This window comes from Rhodococcus sp. NPDC003382 (genome assembly GCF_053589135.1).
Map to the genome: position 1 here is coordinate 1 of NZ_JBSFRH010000056.1, position 20,198 is coordinate 20,198.

Sequence of the window (20,198 nt, forward strand, 5' to 3'; positions counted from 1 at the left end):
GCAGCAGAGCGATGAAAGCCATGTCCGACGTCCCTGGGTGGTTCGAAGCCTACGGCCGTCGCCCAGTTCGAACCCCCTGAAAGAAAGGTAAGGATGCGTTGACGGAATGGAGTCTGGGCGCGGTGTTCGACGCCGTCGCCGACGCGGTCCCGGACCGCACCATGACGGTGTGCGGTGATCGCCGCAGCACCTTCGGTGAATCCTCCTCGAGGACACGACGATTCGCGAATTTCCTCGCCGATCGCGGCTTCGGCGAGCACACCCCGCGGCACCGGCTCGACCGGTGGGAATGCGGACAGGACCGCATCGCGCTGATCATGCGCAACGACCTGTACCCGGACCTGATGATCGCGTGCGCGAAGGCGCGGGTGGTGCCGGTGAACGTCAACCACCACTACACGCCCCGCGAGATCCGTGACCTGCTCGCCTACATCGCCCCGCGCGGGATCGTCTACCACCGATCGTTCGGGCCGGTCGTCGACCGGACCGCCCCGCCCGGGGTGGAGCTGCTGATTTCCGTCGACGACGGCACCGACGTGCCCGAACTCGCCGGGGCGGTGCCGTTCGAGGAGGCCGTCGAACTCGGCGATCCGGACGCCGTGATCGCGACCTCACCCGACGACCTGATCATGCTGTGCACCGGCGGCACCACCGGCCGGCCGAAGGGCGTGCTGTGGCGGCAGGGTGACATGTACGTCTCGTCGATGAACGGCGCCGACCACGACTCCGCCGAACCCGTGCAGGCGCTGGCCCGCGCGACCGGGCAGGTGTGGTTCGCCGCGTCGCCGCTGTCGCACGCCGCCGGCACCTGGACCACCTTCGCCGGGCTCCTCGTCGGACAGACCGTCGTGCTGTACGACGACCGGGAGAAGTTCGACGCGCGCACCGCACTCGAAACGGCCGAGCGGGAGAAGGTCACGCTGATGACCATCGTCGGCGACGCCTACGCCGGACCGCTCGTCCGCGAGATGCAGCGCCGCCCCTACGAACTGTCGTCACTGTCGGTCATCGGCACCGGGGGAGCAGCGACCAACCCGGTGCACAAACGGGCACTACTCGAACAACTTCCGCACGCCTTCCTCGTCGAAGGGTACGGCTCGTCGGAAACCGGTGGGATGGGATACGGGCGTAGCACCCGCGGCGCCGAGGTCGACACCTTCGACCCGATGCCCGGCGGCACCGCCGTCTCGCACGACCGCACCCGGCTGCTGAACCCGGGCGACCCCGAGATCGGCTGGGCCGCCCGCACCGGCCGCGTCCCGCTGGGCTACTTCGACGACCGCGCCGCCACCGAAGCGACCTTCCCGATCATCGACGGGCAGCGCCTGGCGATCCCCGGCGACCGCGTCACCGTCGACGCCGACGGCTCCCTGCGGCTGCTCGGCCGGGATTCGCTGGTCGTCAACACCGGCGGCGAAAAGGTGTTCGTCGAGGAGGTCGAGGAAGTGCTGCGCGCGCAACCCGGCGTCGTCGACGCGCTGGTCGTGGGCAGATCCAGTCCTCGCTGGGGTCAGGAGATCGTGGCGCTCGTGCAGTCCGCGGACGGCGAGTCCGTCGAATCCGCGCTGCGGCAGGCGTGCCGCGACTCGCTCGCCGGGTTCAAGGCACCGAAGGCCTTCGTGTTCGTCCCCGAGATCCGGCGGCTGGGGAACGGAAAACCCGACTACCGCTGGGCCGCACAGCAGGTCGCCGAGCCGGCACTCGAGAAGGACGGAGCGTGAGCATGCCGAAGGTCCTCGACTGCCTGGTGAACGTGCACTTCGGCGAGCGCGAACAACCCGCGTGGATGCTCGAGGTGCGGGACAAGTACTTCAAGGGACCGCAATCGATGTATCGGCAGGTGGATCTGGCCGAACTGATCGACGAGATGGACGAACAGGGCGTCGAGAAGGCGATCCTGATGTACTCGATCGTCAAACCGTCACCGACCGCGCTGAAGTTCGTCGAGGAGATGCCGGACCGGTTCGCGCTCGCCGTCAACGGCGTCGACCTGCTGCATCCGGTTTCGTCGCTGCGCGAACTCGCCGCGCTCGTGCACGATCTGCCGGTCGCGTACACGACGGTGGGACCGAGCTTCTGGGGCGACGGCATGTACCCGCCCACCGACGCCGTGTACTACCCGCTGTACTACAAGTGCGCCGAACTGGGCCTGCCGCTGTGCATGAACACCGGCCTACCGGGCCCGCCGATTCCCGGCGAGGTCCAGCACCCGATCCACCTGGACCGGGTCTGCTACCGCTTCCCGGAACTGAAGCTGTGCATGATCCACGGCGCCGACCCCTGGTGGGACGTCGCGATCCGGCTGCTCATCAAGTACGACAATCTGCGGCTGATGACCTCGGCGTGGTCACCCAAGCGGCTGCCGGACAGCCTGCTGCACTACATGCGCACCCGCGGCAAGGGCAAGGTGATCTTCGGATCCGACTGGCCGGTGCTGCCGATGCGCCGCCTCGTCCCCGAGGCGCTGGCGCTGGATCTGCCGGACGACGTCCGCGACAACTACCTCTATCGCAACGCACAGGAATTCTTCTTCGGCGGCCGATCCGCCGGCGGCACGGCCGAATGACGGGACAGGGGCACACGGGATGGACCGCTACGAACTACGCAGGCAGGACTACAGCCTGTCCGCGGACCAGACGGAACTACAGGCCGCATACGCGAAGTTCTTCCGGGCGCGCAGTCCCCTCGAGGTCGTGCGCGCCGCCGAACCCGGTGGATTCGACAAGAACCTGTGGGAACAACTGTGCGCGACCGGCGCGACCTCCATGGTGTTGCCCGAGGACGTCGGCGGCGACGGCGCGACGCTGGTCGACCTGACGCTCGTCGCGGAGGAACTCGGCCGCACCCTCGCCCCGGTGCCGTGGATCGACCACGTGTGCGGCTCCCGGCTGCTCGCCCGGCTCGATGCGTGCGACACCACCGACATCGTCACCGGACGCGAGATCGTCGCGCTGGAACCACGATTCGACGCTCCGCCCGGCAGGCGTCTCGTCCCGTCGGGATCGGTCGCCGACCGCATCGTCGTCCGCGACGGCGACGACGTCGTGCGCCTCGAATTCGACACCCGCCCCGCGAAGGTCGACAACATCGGCAAGCTGCCGGCGGCGTGGATCGACCCGGCCGCAGCGGATCGTCGCACCGTGCTCGCGAGCGGACCCGAGGCGGTCGCGCAGTACGATCGGGCGCTCGAGGAATGGCGGCTCCTGACCTCCGCCGCGCTCGTCGGACTGGTCGAGGAAACACTCACCATCGCAGCGGAATTCGCCAAGAACCGCTACACCATGGGGGTGCCGATCTCGACCCTGCAGGGCATCTCGCATCCGCTCGCGAACATCGCGATCGTCGTGCACGGGGCCCGCAATCTGACACGGCGGGCCGCGTGGTTCCTCGACAACGAGCCCGACGCGGCGCCGGTGCTCGCGTCGGCGGCGTTCGTGTACCTGGCCGACGAGGCACCGCGCGCGGCGACGATGGCCGTGCACGTGCAGGGCGGACTCGGGGTCGCCGCCGAATCGGCGGCCTCGGCGTATCTGGTCCGCGCCCGCGGCTGGGCACTGGCCGGCGGTGATCCCGCCGACGCCGCGGTCCGGGTCGCCGAGAGCTTCGCCGCGCGGGCCTAGCCGAGTCGACAAGAGCAGGCCGACAAACAGCAGGGGGAACCATGGATTTCTCACTCGTGGAACTGTCCGACGAGGACGCCGCGTTCCAGCGGCGGGCACGCGCCTTCCTCGACACGCACGTCACCGACGAGGTGCGCCGCCGCGACCGGGAGACCGGCGACAACTTCGACGAGGGCGTGCACCTGGCGATGGGCGCCGACGGCTGGCTCGCCGCGGAACGCGCACCCGAATCGGAAGGCGGCCTGAACCGGCTGCGGCGCAGACTGTGGGACCTCGAGAAACGCCGCGCCCAGGTGCCGTGGGTGACCGCGGGCACCACCGCCATCGTGACCACCTCGGTCGAGAAATACGGATCGCCCGAGGTGCGCGCCGAGGTGCTGCCGAAGATCGACAGCGGCGAGGTCCGGCTGTGCCTGGGCTACACCGAACCCGACGGCGGCTCCGACGTCGCGACCTGCAAGACCCGAGCGGTCCGGGACGGCGACGACTGGATCATCAACGGCTCCAAGATGTTCACCACCGGCGCCCACAACTGCCAGTACGTCTTCCTCATCACCAACACCGATCCCGACGCCCCCAAGCACAAGAGCCTGACGATGTTCCTCGTCCCGCTCGACACCCCCGGCATCGAGATCCAGGGGCTGCGCACCGTCGACGGCGACCGCACCAACATCGTCTACTACTCCGACGTGCGCGTGCCCGACAAGTACCGGCTCGGCGAGGTCAACGGCGGCTGGGCCGTGCTGATGGGTCCGCTCGCCGAGGAACACGGCGTCGTCGACGCCGCGAACGACGGTCTGCAGGACGTGTCCATCCTGATCCATCAGGGCACCACCATGGCGACCCGGGTCGACCGCATTGCGCGGATCCTCGGACAGGGGGGCCCGGACGGCCGCCGGCCGCTCGACGACCGGGCGGTCGCGTACCGGCTCGGCCGCAGCATCGCCCGGATGGAAGCGGCACTGTCGGCGCCGCACATGTTCGGGCGCGTCGCGATCGCCCAGACGATGCGCGACATCTCCCCGGACCTGATGGACATCCTCGGTTCCGCATCCGCACTGCCCGTCGACACCGAAGGCGCCGCTGACGACGGCGGCGCCGAGCACCTGTTCCGGTGGGCCCCGTTGTGCGGCATCTACGGCGGCACCCTCGAGGTGTTCCGGAACATGATCGCCCAGCACGTGCTCGGTCTCGGCCGGCCCAACTACTCGCAGCCCGCACGCGCCGAGGCGCACTGAGGAGCGTTCACCATGGCGACGAATCCGCACCCGTTCCCGATCTTCGACTCGGACAACCACATGTACGAGACCCGGGACGCGCTGACCAAGTACCTCCCGGTCCACGCGAAGGACGCCATCCGCTACGTCGACATCGACGGTCGCACCAAGATCGTCGTGCAGAACACCATCAGCGAGTTCATCCCCAACCCGACGTTCTCCGTCGTGGCCGCGCCCGGCGCGCAGGAGGACTACTTCCGCAACGGCAACCCGGACGGCAAGTCGGCGCGGGAGATCATGGGCAAACCCATCAAGTCGATTCCCGCGTTCCGGGACCCCGCGGCGCGGCTCGAAAAGCTGAACGAGCAGGGCCTCGACTACGCGCTGATGTTCCCGACCCTCGCGAGCCTCGTCGAGGAACGCCTCAAGAACGATCCCGAGCTGACCCACGACGTCATCCACGCGCTCAACCGGTGGATGTACGAGCACTGGAGTTTCGACTACGAAGGCCGGATCTTCGCGGTTCCCGTCGTCACCCTGCCCATCGTGGACCGGGCGCTCGAGGAACTGCAGTGGTGCCTCGAGCGCGGCGCGAAGACGGTGCTCGTCCGTCCCGCGCCGGTGCCGGGTTTCCGCGGCAGCCGATCGTTCGGGTTCGAGGAGTTCGACCCGTTCTGGAAAGCCTGTGTGGACGCGGGGATTCCGGTGTCGATGCACGCGTCGGACAGCGGCTATTCGGAGGTCCTCGACATCTGGGAGCCCGCCACCGAATACAAACCGTTCGCCCCCACCGCATTCCGGACCGCCGCGATCGGCTCGCGCGCGATCGAGGACGCGATGACCGCGCTCGTGTGCCACGGCGCGTTGTCGCGGAATCCGGACCTGCGGATCCTCTCCATCGAGAACGGCTCCGACTGGTTGCCCACCTTGTTCCGCAACCTGCGGCACGCCTACGACAAGATGCCGCAGCTGTTCCTCGAGGACCCGATCGAGGCGTTCCGGCGCTGCGTCTACGTCAATCCGTTCTGGGAGGACGACTACCGGGAGGTCGTCGAGATGCTCGGCGCGGACCGCGTCGTCTACGGCTCGGACTGGCCGCACCCGGAAGGGCTGGCCGATCCGCTGAGCCTGCTCGGGCAGCTCGACGGACTGTCGGCCGAGGATGCGCGAAAGGTCATGGGAGGCAACATGCTCGACCTGCTCGGTCTCGATCCCGCGGTCGCGCGGGGCGCCTGAGGTGGCGGCCGGCATCGCGGCCTCGGACCCCACTCCGGGTGGGGTCGGCACGGTCACCGAACGCGTCGTCGACATCGACGGCATCCCCATGTCGGCGTTGTGCGCCGAGGTCGCCGAACCGCGCGCCGTCGTGGTCGCGTTGCACGGCGGCGCAACCACTTCGCGGTACTTCGACCTGCCGGGCAGACCCGAACTGTCCTTGTTGCGCGCCGGCGCCGCGCTCGGTTACACCGTGCTGGCGCCGGACCGGCCCGGCTACGGTGCGTCGGCGCCGTTCGGGGACGAGTTCGACGATCCGGCGCGCCGCGTCGACGCGTGCTACGCGACCGTCGACGCCCTGCTCGGGGCGTCGCCGCGCGGCGCGGGCACATTCCTGCTGGCGCACTCGGCCGGGTGCGACCTCGGTGCCCGCATGGCCGCGGATCCGCGCGGCGCGCGGCTGCTCGGGCTGGAACTGGCCGGGACCGGCACCGTGAAGTACGCCGACGCCGAACAACTGATCACGGCGATGCGCAGCCTCGGCGACCGCGGGACCATCCGGGACCTGCTCTGGTATCCCGAGGACCTGTACCCGGAGGAGGTGCGCGGCGGTCGGTCGCTCTCGTCGCGCACCCCTCGATACGAGGCGACGGTCGCGGTCCGGTGGCCGATGAAGTTCCCGGTGCTGTCCCCGGACATCCGGATTCCGGTGCGGCTCAGCCACGCCGAACACGAACGGGTGTGGCGGACCGACCCGGACACACTCGACGCGATCGCGCGGGGCTTCACGTCGTCGCCGCGGCTGGTGTGGTACCGGCAGGCCGCGAGCGGACACAACATGAGTGTCGGGTTCGCCGCGGGTGCCTATCACCGGAGTGTGCTGGCATTCGTGGAGGAGTGCGCGCTCGCAACCGAACGTCCGTCCGCGTGACATCTGGAGGTGCTGTGAAGGTCCCGTTCACCTGGAAGGTCACCGGGTGGTTCATGGTGGGCTGGTCGGCGGAATTCCCCGTGAGGGAGGTGCGGCCGCTGAAGTACTTCGGCGAGGACCTGGTCGCCTACCGCGACGAGTCCGGTGCGATGCACATCCTCACCGGCCACTGCCGGCACCTGGGGGCGCACATCGGCTACGGCGGCACGGTGGTGGGGGACTGCGTCGAATGTCCGTTCCACGGCTGGCGCTGGGGACCCGACGGCACCAACCGCGCCATCCCGGGCGAGAATCGCACGCGGCCCACGGTGCGGCTGCGGGTGTATCCGGTGGTCGAACACGACGGCTGCGTGTTCATGTGGCACCACCCGGACGGCGCCGCCCCGACCTGGGAGATGCCGGGGATCCTGGGGTTGTTCCCCGAGGTCGGGTCGGGTGAGTCGTCGGACTACTACCGCCCGTATCCGGAGTTCTCCCGCAAGACCGAACGCGAACCGGTGCATCCGCAGGTGGTGCTCGAGAACGGTCCCGACAGCCTGCACTTCCAGTACGTGCACGGCGCGACCGTCACCCCGCAGATGCTGGACTACAGCGCCTCGGACCACGCGTGGAAGTTCCTCACCGGCTGGTCCGACGCGCGCAGCGACGACCCGGAGAAGATGGCGCTGAAGATCCACGCGCACATGTTCGGGCTCGGCGGGTCGATCAGCGCGTTCGAGGGCTCGTCGAGGCATCGGCTGATCTTCGCGACCACACCGGTCGACGACGAAAGCTCGGATCTGTTCTATTCGATCTGGTGGCCCCGCAACCCCGGCGACGACGACGTGCCGCCGGCCGACGTCCGTGAACGCGTCGAACGCCAGTTCCTCGTCACCGTGTGGGAGGACCTGAGCATCTGGCGGCACCAGAAATATGTCGAACATCCGCCGCTGTCCCCGAAGGACGCGAAACCGTATCTCTCGCTGCGTAAGTGGGCGCAGCAGTTCTACGGTGTCCCACCGGTCGACGCCACCGCCTGACCTCCTGATCACGATCGCAGCGGGTGGTTCGGCAGCAGCACGCCGATGCCGAGCCGCAGTGTCGACGAGCGCGCCACCCAGCGGTGGGCCACCGGCCATCGAGGCTGCCATGACGACAGCAGCGTACCCGGAACAGCTGCCCTGTTCCCGCGGGAGAATGACGGCGCCGAGCAGGGCCACCGCGACGGTCACGACGCCGCTGATACCGATGCCCTGCAGGGCGCGGCCGGCGAACAGCACGGTCAGGGTCGGAGCGCAGGCCGAGACGAGGGAGCCGCCGATCAGCGTCAGCAGCGCCGGCTGAACGAGGCTCTTCGTCTGGCACGAGTAGTCGACTACGCGATTCGCCTTCGCGTCGGACCCCCGAGGGGCAAGTGCTCACAGCATGCCCTGTCAGATGCTCCGTCCGCGGTCGGACTGGGGAAGGTCGCGAAGATCGAACGGGGGTGCCATGAGTCCTGGTGGTCCACGCGAAGTCGGCGTGACGCCGACCGTAGCCGGTAGCGGAGTTCGCGCTACCGGCGGGTAAATATGGTTCTTGTGTTCTCGCACGTAGCCTGATACCCGAAGCAATACCGCACCCGGAGCACTTCGAAAAGCGGACCGAACTGACGTGGGAGACGAGACAAAAATGAGCGCCGATAAGCAGTCGACCATCATCTACACGTTGACCGACGAGGCACCGTTGCTCGCGACCTACGCCTTCCTGCCGATCGTGCGTACCTTCGCTGGTGCCGCGGGCATCGAAGTCGAGTCCAGCGACATCTCGGTGCCGGCGCGGATCCTGGCCGAGTTCCCCGACCACCTCACGGAAGAGCAGCGCGTACCGGACACCCTTGCCGAGCTGGGTCGTCTGACGCAACTGCCCGACACCAACATCATCAAACTGCCCAACATCAGCGCGTCGGTGCCGCAGCTCCTGGCCGCCATCAAGGAACTGCAGGACAAGGGCTACCAGGTCCCGGATTTCCCGCACGCCCCGAAGACGGAAGAGGAGCGTGCCATCCGGGAGCGCTACGGCAAGATCCTCGGTAGCGCGGTCAACCCGGTCCTGCGTGAGGGCAACTCCGATCGGCGCGCACCCCGGGCGGTGAAGGAGTACGCCCGTAAGCACCCGCACAGCATGGGCGAGTGGTCGATGGCCTCACGCAGCCACGTCGCGCACATGCGGCACGGCGACTTCTACCATGGCGAGAAGTCGATGACGCTGGACCGGCCGCGCAAGGTCCGGATGGAGCTGGTGACCGAGGGTGGCGAGACGATCGTCCTCAAGCCCGAGGTGGACCTGGGTGAGGGCGACATCATGGACAGCATGTTCATGAGCAAGAAGGCGTTGCTCGACTTCTACGAGGAGCAGATGGAGGATGCCCGCAAGACGGGCGTGATGTTCTCCCTCCACGTCAAGGCGACGATGATGAAGGTCTCGCACCCCATCGTCTTCGGCCACGCGGTGAAGACCTTCTACAAGGACGCCTTCGCCAAGCATCAGAAGCTGTTCGACGAACTGGGCGTCAACGTCAACAACGGTCTCGGCGACCTGTACGACAAGATCGAGACGCTGCCCAGTACGCAGCGGGACGAAATCAAGCAGGACCTGCACAAATGCCATGAGCACCGTCCCGAGTTGGCCATGGTCGATTCCGCCCGCGGCATCTCGAACTTCCATTCACCCAGCGATGTCATCGTGGATGCCTCGATGCCCGCTATGATCCGCTCGGGCGGCAAGATGTACGGCGCCGACGGAAGACCCAAGGACGTGAAAGCGGTAATGCCGGAGTCCACTTTCGCGCGCATCTACCAGGAGATCATCAACTTCTGTAAGACCAACGGCGCGTTCGACCCGACGACCATGGGCACCGTCCCCAACGTCGGGCTCATGGCGCAGAAGGCCGAGGAGTACGGCTCGCATGACAAGACCTTCGAAGTTCCGGAGGAGGGCGAGGCCAACTTCGTCGATGTCGACACCGGTGAGGTGCTGCTGACCCAGCACGTCGAGGCGGGTGACATCTGGCGCATGTGCACCGTCAAGGACGCGCCGGTCCGCGACTGGGTCAAGCTCGCGGTCACCCGGGCACGCAACTCCGGTATGCCGGTCCTGTTCTGGCTCGACCCGTACCGCCCGCACGAGAACGAGTTGATCAAGAAGGTCGAGCTGTACCTGCAGGATCATGACACCGAGGGCCTCGACATCCAGATCATGTCGCAGGTGCGCTCGATGCGATACACGCTGGAGCGGCTGATCCGCGGGCTGGACACCATCGCCGCGACCGGCAACATCCTGCGCGACTACCTCACCGACCTGTTCCCGATCCTCGAACTGGGTACGAGCGCCAAGATGCTGTCGATCGTGCCGCTGATGGCGGGCGGCGGCCTGTACGAGACGGGCGCAGGCGGGTCGGCGCCCAAGCACGTCAAGCAGTTGGTGGAGGAGAACCACCTGCGCTGGGATTCGCTCGGTGAGTTCCTGGCGTTGGCCGTAAGCCTGGAGGACCTCGGGCTCAAGGCTGGCAACGAGCGCGCCAAGATCCTGGCAAAGACGCTCGATGCAGCGACCGGCAAGCTGCTGGAGACGAACAAGAGCCCGTCGCGCAAGACCGGCGAGCTCGACAACCGGGGCAGCCAGTTCTACCTCGCGATGTACTGGGCGCAGGAGCTTGCCGCGCAGACCGAGGACCAGGAACTCGCGGAACAATTCGCCCCGCTGGCCGAGGCGCTGGCCAGGGACGAGGACACGATCGTACGGGAGCTGATCGAGGTGCAGGGCGCGCCGGTTGACATCGGCGGCTACTACAAGCCGGACAGTGTCAAGACCGCGGCCGTGATGCGGCCGAGTAAGACCTTGAACACCGCGCTTGCGGCCGTCAACCGCTGATATGTAGAGAAGTCTGTCGAGAAGGCAGAGTGAGGCGCCTCCGGGGAGCGACCCTGGAGGCGCCTCTGCGCTTCGTCGAGGGAGTCCTGTGGTGAGCGTGTCGACAAGCGACGCGCGGTCAGACGGGGGTCCCTCCCGCTTGCGGGGTGAATATACGCGGGTTGGCTGCCGCAGGACGGTTTTCCGGCTGGATCACATCCGCGTGCCCAGAGACGAGAGTCGGTCCGAACAGGCCTGCTCATAGCGGTGTCGCGGGTCGATCCACGCGCTGTCACCACCGGACTCGCCGGCGAAGCAGATCAGGGGGTGAGCATCAGCAGTCCATCACCGCCAACGACCAGCACCAGCCCGCGAACTCCCGGGCGATCGCCACGTTCGCGATCACGGGTCGTTTGCGGCGTTCGAGAAAACCCACCCACCGCTGATGCAGCCGGCGATTCCCTTCGTCGCCGCGGGCGCGAGCCGCGGCCGGGGCCTGATCCCAGCGGGACCGCATCACTGCCCGACGTGATACCGCGGCCGGTGATGCCAGGCAGCCTCCACCAACAGCCGACGGGCATGGGTGTTGCCGGTCTTGGTGATCGACCCTTGATTCCGCGAGATCCCGGACGAGTACTCCGAGGGCACCAAGCCGACGAACGCCTTTGCGTCGATCACGGCGGGAAAGTGCTGACAGCGCGCTCTGTTCAGATCCTCCCCTCGGAGCTCAGACTGGGAAGGTCGCAAAGATCGGATTGGGGGTGTCATGAGTCCTGGTGGTCCCCGCGAAGTCGGCGCGGCACCGACCGTGGCCGACATCGACGCGATCGCCGGGCAGGCCGAGCCGATCATCCGCAACCTGCGGATCACCCACGCCTACCATCTGCTGTCGCGCTCGCTCGCTTCACGGACCGGTGGTCACGCGAATTGGTGCACGTTCGCCGTGTGGGCGTCCAAGCAGGTGGGGCGGACGATTCGGCAGGAAGACCTGACGCATGCCCTGGAACGATCGCTTGCCGCGTCACCCGAGGTGGACGCCGGGATCGATCTGGTGGTTCGGGGTCTGCGGCGGGCGTTCCCGGGACACCCGGTGGTCGAACAGGCGGTGCGCACGGTGATCGTGCGGGCGGCACGCCTGGACGAAGTCAGCGCTGCCACGGCGCGGGGCAATCTGAAGGTGTTCGCGGAGATCGCCCGCGAGTTCGCCCGCTTCCTGGCCGAGTTCGCGCAGGACACGGTGCTCGACGAGCAGCGGATCGCGGACTTCTGCGCCACGCTGCGGCCGGGGGAACCACCCGACGGGCAGGACTACCTGCGCCGGGCATTCACGCGGTATCACCGGGCGATCTTCAGCACCGACGAGAAGCAGCGCGCCGAGCTGCTGCTCCTGGCCAACCTCGAGATCGGCCTGCACGAACAAACCCGGCTGCAACCGGAGATCACCGCGGCGTTGGAGGCGCCCATCCTGGATCCGCGGGACCTGGAACGCCGGCTGCTGGATCTGTTGTTGCCGGACAACCCGATTCTGAAGTGGCCCCGCCTGGCCCTGCTGACCGTCCTCGGCCGGCGCACACCGGTACGCCTGGCAGCGGAGCAGTTGACCGAGCATGTCCGCCGCTTGGTGCGCCGCGCCGTCACCGAGCACCTGATGGTCCTGTCTCTGCCGGACGGCGGGGTGCTCGACCTGTCCGAGGACCTGCCGGCGACGTTCCCGCCCCTGCTGGCGGAACTGGTCGACCCCGAACTTCGGGCCTTCCTCGCCCGAGTGGACCCGAGCCCCGACAGTGTGCGGGACACCGCCGTTCGCGACTGGTCCGACCTTCCGGACCGGATGCACTACATCACGGACCTGTTCCGTTGTTACGCCCAGCGCGCCGACCTGCTCGATCCACCGTTCACCGCGGATCAGGTCGCGGACTTCACCGCGGGGCGCCTGCCGTCCGGTCGCCTCTGACGGCCGTCGCGGGGTGACCGGCCTCGTGCGTTGTGCCGGTTGTGTCGATCCCCGGCGGGACGCCGTCTTGTACAGTCGCTGCACGATCTCGGGCGCCGTTCCTCGAACGCCCGAACGGCGCCGGCGCAGGAGGTTCGGTTCGGATGAGTGAGCACAGGGTTCGTATCGACGTCGACGAACTCGGGGTCGCGACAGTGACCCTGGATCGAGCCGAGAAGCACAACGCCCTGGATTCGGCGATGTTCGATGCGCTGGTCGACGCCACCGCGCGACTTGCCGTCGACCGCAGGGTCCGCGCCGTGGTGTTGCACGGTGCCGGCAAGAGCTTCTGTTCGGGCCTCGACATCACCGGTCTCGCGGATCGGAAAGGCATGGGGCCGCGGGATCTGCTGGCGCGTGAGGACGGTCAGGTCGCCGGCCACGGACAGCGTGCGGCCTACGGCTGGTCCCGTGTTCCGGCCCCGGTGATTGCCGCGATCACCGGCAATTGCTTCGGCGGTGGACTGCAGATCGCGCTCGGCGCCGACATCCGATTCGCGACCCCGGACGCACGGCTGTCGATCATGGAGGTCAAGTGGGGCCTCGTTCCCGACATGGGCATCACCCAAAGCCTGCCGCGGCTCGTCGGCCTCGACGTCGCCAAGGAACTGACCTTCACCGGGCGGATCATCACGGGTGCCGAGGCGAAGGCGATCGGCCTCGTCACCCACGTCGTCGACGACCCGCTCGCCGCGGCATCGGAGCTGGCGCGCGAGATCGCCGGGAAGTCCCCGCATGCGGTCCAGGCCGCCAAACGTCTCTACGAGGAGACCTGGACCGGATCGGATCCGGCGTCCGCTCTGATGCTCGAAAGCACGCTGCAGGTCGAGCTGATGGGGTCGCCCAACCAGATCGAGGCGGTCACCGCGGGGACGGCCGGGCGGGCACCCGCCTTCGTGGACCCGGACTGACCTCGGTCGGATCGCGGTTCAGATTTCGACCGCGGCCCCGCAGATGCCGCACTGCTCCAGGTGCCGGCGCTTCCAGCGCGCAACGGGAACGAAGAACAGGGTGAACTGCTGGAATTCCCGGATCCGTGCCCACTGCGTGGTGTTGTTGCAGCGCGGGCAGGTTCGGATCTGTCCTGGGCCGAGGTTCTGCCGCTTGGTGCCGAATCCGAACAGAAGGAACATCGCCCGAGCATAGAGCGACGCTCACACGAACCGGAACAGCGGCGGAATCGCGACCGCCGCGAGCACCGCCCACCCGCAGTAGACGGGGAGATACCGGGTCTGCCACCGTTCGACCGCGGAGAAACCGGAACGCCCCCGGAGAAACGCGACACCGAGCCGAGCGGCCCACACCAGATTCACCATCAGCACGAGGTTCAGACCGAGCGCGGTGACCTTGTTCGCGGTGAAACCGAACTCGGCGATGCGCGTGGCCATCGCGGTGAGCATCAGCAGGTCGACGGCGAGCGCCGCCGCGATCAGCACGACCTGCAGCAGATCGAACACGTTCGGTGCGGCATGTGGGTCCCGGGCCGAGATCGAGTACAGCAGCAGCCCGATCACGAGCACGAGGATCAGATCCATGAGGATCAGCAGGTCGCGATCGACGGTGACGACACTGCGGGACGCGATCACCGCGACGAACAGCGCGGCCAGCATGACGATCGTGATCGGTGTGAACACCCGGGTGAGGACGGGCGCGATGTTCTCGACGACCTCCTGTTTCGCCTCCACGAGCCAGGCTGCGACGACGATCGCACCCGCCGGGCCGAACGGAAGGATCCATTGTTCGAAGAACGGTTCCACGTCGATCCCGAGGGCGCCGAAGGCTCCCGCCGTCAACCCCATCAGGACGCCGCCACCGAGGGCGAGCAACGCCAGATACACCGCCCATTCGCCGGTGAAGCGCACGAAGTCCATGCGCCGGCGGTGCGATCGCCAGTCGCCTCCGACGTAGGCTGCCCCGACCACGAACCACACGGCGACGGGGGCGTGGATCGCTGCGATGATCTCGGTGACACCCCCCGGCTCGAAGGGGAACATGTTGAGCACGACCGCCGCAGCGGCGAACGGGAGGGCCAGTGCCGCGGTCTTTCGCGGGCCCATGTCGCGCTTCCACGCGAAGTACAGGGTGAGGAACGGCAGGACGAGCAGTGCGGCGTTGCGTACGAGTGCCGAGTCCGTCAGCCACTGGACTCCGGCCCGGACCGCGAGTCCGGCGCCGAGTGCGCACGCAAGCACGACCGCGAGCTCCCTGGGGCGGCGCAGAGCGCCGGATTCGTGACCGGCGTCCCTGGTGAGGACGAGTTGCTTCCACAGCCGGTCGTAATGCTCCTGGGCGAACTCCCGGGAGATCTCGTCGAGACTACCCATCCGGCCGACCGCGACCAGAAACGCTTCGTCGGCGGTCAGTCCGACCGAGACGAGGTCCGAGATCTGTTCCCTCAGATGATCTTCCATCTCGTCGATGTCCGAGGGTGAGATCACCCGATGGTCCGAGACGTAACTGCGCCAGCCGGCGATGCGGGATTCGAGATGTGCGTCGAGGGTCATCACGACCACCCCGGCGCGGCCGCAGGAGGCAACTGGGCCGACTGCCACACCTGCTGCAGCGCGTCGGCGACGACGGTCCACTGCGCCGCTCGTTCGGCGAGCACGTCCCGGCCGGCGTCGGTGATGGCGTAGTGCTTGCGGCGTCGCCCGTTGTCGGCGACGCGCCAGGTGGCGGACACGTGTCCCGCCCGCTCGAGGCGGTGCAGGAGCGGATACAGCATCCCGTCCGTCCACTGCATCTGCCCTTGCGACAACTCGTTGACGCGTTTGATGATCGCGTACCCGTACGACTCGCCTTCGGCGAGGATGCCGAGCACGAGCGGGGTGGCCGAGGCGGCCACCAGATCCTTCTCGATGAACATGTCGCCCTCATACCTAGCGCTGCTATGGATAACGGTGACCCTAGCAGATCTAGGTATGAGGAACGAGCACCCGCAAGCGCGGGGGACGCAGCGCGGTCAGGACGCGGTGTGCGCGGTGGCCGCCTTGATCTGTGCCTGGAACGCCGACAGCTTCTCCTCGGCGGGGGTGTGCTTGTGGCTGCGCGGCTGGATGCTCACGTCGTGTCCGGCGGAGGCGGCGCGCAGCGCGCCGACCGTGGCCCGGTCGCGGGGGATGTGCGTGAACGGATCGAACGAGTACCAGCGCATCGCGTTCAGGTGCGTCATCTTGTCGATCTCGTCGTCGGGCACGTTCTCGCGCACGAGCACCGACGAGAGAACCTCGGGGGCGTCGGGCCACATCGAGTCGCTGTGCGGGTAGTCACACTCCCACGCGATGTTGTCGATTCCGATGTCGTGGCGCAGCCGCACCCCGGTGGGGTCGCTGCTGAAGCAGGTGAGGAAGTGCTCGCGGAACACCTCGCTGGGCAACTTGCCGCCGAAGTCCTGCAGGGTCCACGTGGAGTGCATCTCGTAGGTCCGGTCCAGGCGTTCGAGGAAGTAGGGGATCCACCCGGTACCGCCCTCGGACAGCGCGATCTTCAGGTCCGGGTAGTCCTTGACCGGCCGGGACCACAGCAGATCGGCCGCGGCCTGCACGATGTTCATCGGCTGCAGCGTGATCATCACGTCCGGCGGGGAATCGACGGCCGGGATCGACAGCCGTCCCGAGGACCCGATGTGCACGCTGAGCACGGTGTCGGTGTCGACGAGCGCCTTCCACAGCGGATTCCAGAACGGGTCGTGGAAGCTCGGGTAGCCGAGCGCGGCCGGGTTCTCGGTGAAGGTGAGCGAGTGGACGCCCTTCTCGGCGCAGCGCCGCACCTCGGCGGCGCACAGTTCGGCGTCCCAGATCACCGGCAGCGCCATCGGAATGAACCGGCCCGGATACGCGCCGCACCATTCGTCGATGTGCCAGTCGTTGTAGGCGCGCACCAGCGCGAGCGAGAAGTCCGGGTCCTCGGTGGCGAACAACCGGCCGGCGAAGCCGGGGAAGGACGGGAAGTTCATCGACGCGAGGATGCCGCCGGCGTTCATGTCCTTGATGCGTTCGTGCACGTCGTAGCAGCCGGGCCGGATCTCGTCGAGGCCGTCCGGTTCGAGCCCGTATTCCTCCTTGGGCCGGCCGGCGACCGCGTTGAGCGCGACGTTGGGCACCACGGTGTCCCGGAACTTCCACATGTCGGCGCCGTCCGGGGTGTGGACGAGCTTCGGGGCGTCGGCGGCGTACTTCTTCGGCAGGTGGTTGTCGAACATGTCGGGTGGCTCGATGATGTGATCGTCCACGCTGATCAGGATCATGTCGTTCTTGTTCACGTCGACGCTCCTCGGCGGCGGAAGATATTGGGGGACAGTCGTGCTGCTTCTGAAAGCGGGTCAGTAGGCCATGAAGAGAATCTGCTCGCGGTCGTAGTCGTGCCCGGGATGCTGCTCGGCCAGATGCCTGCGTGCGTTCTCGACGAGTTCGTCCTCGTCGGCGCCGGTGAGGTACTCCCCGCAAGGGCAGGTGAGATGTCGTTTCACAGCACGGCTCCGGCTTCCTTGGCGGCGATGACGGCGTCCCAGTCGAAACCGAGTTCGAGCATGATCTCCTCGGTGTGTTCGCCGTACTCGGGGGCGCGGCGGGGTGGCGGTGGAGTCTCGTCGAACTGGACGGGTGCGGCGGCGGTGCGGTATTCGCGGCCCGCGGCGTCCGTGACGGTCATGAGATAGCCGTTCGCGACGACCTGCGGATCCGAGAGCACCTCCTTCGGGCTCGCGAGGGTCGCCCACACGCCCGGTTCGTCGGCGAGGATCTTCTGCCAGTCGGCGAGATCGCGTTCGGCGAAGGTGTGGCGCAGTTCCGCGGTCGCGGTTTCCTTGTTGGCGACCAGATTCGCCAGCGGCACGAACCGTTCGTCGGTGGCCATGTCGGGTCGGCCGATGCGTTCGCAGAAGCCCTTCCAGTACCGGTCGGCCTGCAGGAACACCAGCTGGATCCACCGGCCGTCGCGGGTGCGGTAGCGGTTGACGGCGGGATTCGGTGCCGTGCCCGCATTGCCCACCGGGATCCGGTCGATGCCGTAGTAGTCCGCCGCGGCGATGTCCGGTGCCATCGCCCAAACACCCTGGGACAGAAGGGAACTGTCCACGATGGGTGCGTGGCCGGTGGTGGCCCGGTGGAACAGGGCGGCGGCGATCCCGCCGGCGAGGGTGATGCCGCCCTGCAGGTCGCCGAACGCGGGGGTCTGCGTCACCGGGTATTCGGCATCCGGTGGGGTCAGGGCGTAGGCGACGGCGCCGCGGGCGAGGTAGCTGGCGGCGTCGAAGCCGCCGCGGTCGCGTTCGGGTCCGCGGCTGCCCTGGCCGCTGCCGCGCGCGACGATGACGTTCGGGTTGAACTCGCGGATGCGTTCGACGGACAGGTCGGCGCGCTCGAGTGCGGCGGGCAGCCAGTTGGTGAGGAACACGTCGGCACGTTCGATCAGGCGCCGCAGGATGTCCCGGCCCCGTTCGGATTTGATGTCCACGCCGATGCTGCGTTTGCCGTGGTTCCCAAGTTCCATCATGAAGTTCGCGTCGACCCGCGACTGCGCCGGGTCGAGACCGCCGATGTTCAGGTAGCGGCACGGATCGCCGCCGCGCGTGTCCTCGATCTTGACGACCTCCGCCCCCCAATCGCTCAGCGCCGCACCGGCGCTGGGGACGTATGTCCACGATGCCAACTCGACGATGCGAATGCCCTGGAGCAGACCCGACATCGGTTCCCCTTCCGATTCCCAACGGTGTGTTGAGGAACTATACGGTAACGTTTACAGTTAATCATCCAGGATGGCGAACGGGGGGTACGTGAGCGAAATCGGGACGCGGATCGCACCACGGCCGGAGCGGCATTCTCGGGTGGCCGAACGCGCCGAACACCGGATGCTCGTCGACGGCACCCTGGTCGATGCCGCCTCCGGCGCCGTCTACGACAACCTCGACCCCGCCACCGGCCGGGTGCTCGGCACCACCGCGGCGGCCGGACCCGAGGACATGCATCGCGCGATCGCCGCTGCGCGCCGGGCGTTCGACGAAACCGACTGGTCCACGAACCGGTCCCTGCGGGCCCGGTGCCTCGACCAGCTCCAGGCCGGACTCGAAGCCGAACACGACGACCTGCGCGACGAACTCGTCGCCGAGGCCGGTTGCCCGGTCATGACCACCGGCACCGCGCAGCTGGACTGGCCGCTGGCCGAGGCGCTGCGTTACCCGGCCCGTTTGATCGACGACTACCCCTGGGAACGCGTCCTCGACGGCGGCGGTCTCTTCGGTTCCCGCAACGTGCGGACCGTGGTGCAGGAACCGGTCGGGGTGGTCGCGGCGATCACCCCGTCCAACTTTCCGATCGAGGTGATCCTCAACAAGCTCGGTCCGGCGCTCGCCGCCGGCAACACCGTGGTCCTCAAACCGGATCCGCACACCCCGTGGAACGCGACCCGGATCGGGCGGATCATCGCCGAGCGCACCGACATTCCCGCCGGGGTCGTCAACGTCGTCACCACCGACTCGACCGAGGTCGCCGCGCTGCCGGTCGCCGACCCGCGCGTCGACCTGATCTCCTTCACCGGTTCCACCGCCGTCGGCCGCACCATCGTGCGCGAGGGCGCGGCCACCATGAAACGCAACTTCCTGGAACTGGGCGGCAAATCCGCGCTCGTCGTCCTCGACGACGCCGATCCGGCCGCGGCGCTGCACAGCGCGGTGGGCGTGTGTGTGCACGCCGGTCAGGCGTGCGCGGCGACCGGTCGGATGCTCGTGCACCGCTCGTTGTTCGACGACCTGGTCGAGAACGTGGCCGCGATGTTCGCGTCGGTGCCGGTGGGCGATCCGGCACTGCCCGACACGCTGGTCGGTCCCGTCGTCAGCGCCGCCCAGCGCGCCCGCGTGCTCGACGCGTGCGATCGCGCGGTCGGAGACGGGGCGCGGATCGTCACCGGCGGGGGAGCGGTGTGCGACCTGCCGCCGCACCTGGCGGGCGGTTTCTTCGTCGAACCGACCGTGTTCGTGTGCGAGGACCAGAGCCTGGCGATCACCCGCGAGGAGATCTTCGGCCCGGTGCTGGTCATGATCCCGTTCGCCGACGACGACGAGGCGATTCGTCTGGCCAACGACAGCGACTACGGCCTGGCCGGGGCGGTGCTGTCCGGGTCCACCGAGCGCGGCATGGCCGTCGCGCGGCGCATCCGGACCGGCGCGATCGGAGTCAACGGCGGCATGTTCTACGGCGCCGACGCACCATTCGGCGGCTTCAAGAACAGCGGCGTCGGACGCCAGTGCGGGCTCGAAGGATTCCAGCAGTACCTCGAAACGAAGACGATCGGCTGCCGCATGCCGCGTCAGTGAACAGCAGAAGCGAACGCCTCCCTGCCGACCCCGTCGGCACGTC

Annotated in this window: 18 protein-coding genes and 1 pseudogene; 11 read left to right on the plus strand and 8 right to left on the minus strand. The window is 67.9% G+C overall.

Annotation, left to right across the window (positions count from 1 at the left end):
- Positions 1–98: 98 nt before the first annotated feature.
- The 8 genes from ACWDUD_RS26560 (at position 99) to ACWDUD_RS26595 (ending at position 10,874) form a co-directional block, all read left to right on the plus strand.
- Complete coding sequence (locus ACWDUD_RS26560) at positions 99–1,721, plus strand: AMP-binding protein (protein WP_450111266.1); 1,623 nt, start codon at positions 99–101, stop codon at positions 1,719–1,721.
- A gap of 2 nt (positions 1,722–1,723) precedes the next feature.
- Positions 1,724–2,566, plus strand: coding sequence for an amidohydrolase family protein (locus ACWDUD_RS26565; RefSeq protein ID WP_450111285.1), 843 nt, complete (start codon positions 1,724–1,726; stop codon positions 2,564–2,566).
- Between the two features lie 19 nt (positions 2,567–2,585).
- Complete coding sequence (locus ACWDUD_RS26570) at positions 2,586–3,620, plus strand: acyl-CoA dehydrogenase family protein (RefSeq protein ID WP_450111267.1); 1,035 nt, start codon at positions 2,586–2,588, stop codon at positions 3,618–3,620.
- Between the two features lie 41 nt (positions 3,621–3,661).
- Entirely contained in the window at positions 3,662–4,858 is a 1,197-nt protein-coding gene (locus ACWDUD_RS26575; RefSeq protein WP_197255704.1) for an acyl-CoA dehydrogenase family protein, read from the plus strand.
- A gap of 12 nt (positions 4,859–4,870) precedes the next feature.
- Positions 4,871–6,073, plus strand: a complete 1,203-nt coding sequence (locus ACWDUD_RS26580; RefSeq protein WP_197255702.1) for an amidohydrolase family protein — start codon at positions 4,871–4,873, stop codon at positions 6,071–6,073.
- A gap of 1 nt (position 6,074) precedes the next feature.
- A complete protein-coding gene (locus ACWDUD_RS26585; RefSeq protein ID WP_307846507.1) occupies positions 6,075–6,983 on the plus strand; it encodes an alpha/beta hydrolase in 909 nt (302 codons plus the stop codon).
- A 14-nt stretch (positions 6,984–6,997) separates the two neighbouring features.
- Positions 6,998–8,002, plus strand: a complete 1,005-nt coding sequence (locus ACWDUD_RS26590; protein ID WP_248674391.1) for an aromatic ring-hydroxylating oxygenase subunit alpha — start codon at positions 6,998–7,000, stop codon at positions 8,000–8,002.
- 631 nt (positions 8,003–8,633) lie between these two features.
- The gene (locus ACWDUD_RS26595) at positions 8,634–10,874 is read left to right on the plus strand and encodes an NADP-dependent isocitrate dehydrogenase (protein ID WP_197255697.1); all 2,241 of its coding nucleotides are present in this window, start codon (positions 8,634–8,636) and stop codon (positions 10,872–10,874) included.
- A 313-nt stretch (positions 10,875–11,187) separates the two neighbouring features.
- On the opposite strand, the gene ACWDUD_RS26600 is transcribed toward ACWDUD_RS26595, so the two are convergent.
- Complete coding sequence (locus ACWDUD_RS26600) at positions 11,188–11,373, minus strand: hypothetical protein (RefSeq protein WP_231611375.1); 186 nt, start codon at positions 11,371–11,373, stop codon at positions 11,188–11,190.
- 19 nt (positions 11,374–11,392) lie between these two features.
- Positions 11,393–11,507 (minus strand): annotated as a pseudogene (locus tag ACWDUD_RS26605) (transposase); the annotation flags it as partial.
- Positions 11,508–11,619: 112 nt separating this feature from the next.
- Between ACWDUD_RS26605 and ACWDUD_RS26610 the strand changes: the two are divergent.
- Positions 11,620–12,807 (plus strand): hypothetical protein, encoded by a 1,188-nt coding sequence (locus ACWDUD_RS26610; protein WP_450111268.1) that lies wholly within the window; start codon positions 11,620–11,622, stop codon positions 12,805–12,807.
- A gap of 143 nt (positions 12,808–12,950) precedes the next feature.
- On the plus strand, positions 12,951–13,757 hold the full coding sequence (locus ACWDUD_RS26615; RefSeq protein WP_450111269.1) for a crotonase/enoyl-CoA hydratase family protein: 807 nt from the start codon (positions 12,951–12,953) through the stop codon (positions 13,755–13,757).
- Positions 13,758–13,775: 18 nt separating this feature from the next.
- Here ACWDUD_RS26615 and ACWDUD_RS26620 read toward each other — a convergent pair whose 3' ends face one another.
- The 6 genes from ACWDUD_RS26620 to ACWDUD_RS26645 all read right to left on the minus strand — a co-directional run bounded on the left by ACWDUD_RS26620 (position 13,776) and on the right by ACWDUD_RS26645 (position 18,531).
- Positions 13,776–13,979 (minus strand): zinc-ribbon domain-containing protein, encoded by a 204-nt coding sequence (locus tag ACWDUD_RS26620; RefSeq protein ID WP_450111270.1) that lies wholly within the window; start codon positions 13,977–13,979, stop codon positions 13,776–13,778.
- A 21-nt stretch (positions 13,980–14,000) separates the two neighbouring features.
- Positions 14,001–15,350: a permease prefix domain 1-containing protein gene (locus ACWDUD_RS26625; RefSeq protein ID WP_450111271.1), complete on the minus strand. Its 1,350-nt coding sequence runs from the start codon at positions 15,348–15,350 to the stop codon at positions 14,001–14,003.
- Entirely contained in the window at positions 15,350–15,712 is a 363-nt protein-coding gene (locus tag ACWDUD_RS26630; RefSeq protein ID WP_197255687.1) for a PadR family transcriptional regulator, read from the minus strand. Before ACWDUD_RS26630 ends, ACWDUD_RS26625 begins: the two co-directional genes overlap by 1 nt.
- 96 nt (positions 15,713–15,808) lie before the next feature.
- A complete protein-coding gene (locus ACWDUD_RS26635) occupies positions 15,809–17,107 on the minus strand; it encodes an amidohydrolase family protein (protein ID WP_450111272.1) in 1,299 nt (432 codons plus the stop codon).
- A 60-nt stretch (positions 17,108–17,167) separates the two neighbouring features.
- Positions 17,168–17,314 (minus strand): DUF1059 domain-containing protein, encoded by a 147-nt coding sequence (locus ACWDUD_RS26640; RefSeq protein ID WP_197255683.1) that lies wholly within the window; start codon positions 17,312–17,314, stop codon positions 17,168–17,170.
- Positions 17,311–18,531, minus strand: a complete 1,221-nt coding sequence (locus tag ACWDUD_RS26645) for a CaiB/BaiF CoA transferase family protein (RefSeq protein ID WP_450111273.1) — start codon at positions 18,529–18,531, stop codon at positions 17,311–17,313. The genes ACWDUD_RS26640 and ACWDUD_RS26645 overlap by 4 nt, the downstream gene beginning before the upstream one ends.
- Before the next feature lie 163 nt (positions 18,532–18,694).
- Between ACWDUD_RS26645 and ACWDUD_RS26650 the strand changes: the two genes are divergently transcribed.
- Positions 18,695–20,155: an aldehyde dehydrogenase family protein gene (locus ACWDUD_RS26650; protein ID WP_450111286.1), complete on the plus strand. Its 1,461-nt coding sequence runs from the start codon at positions 18,695–18,697 to the stop codon at positions 20,153–20,155.
- The last annotated feature ends 43 nt before the right edge of the window (positions 20,156–20,198 follow it).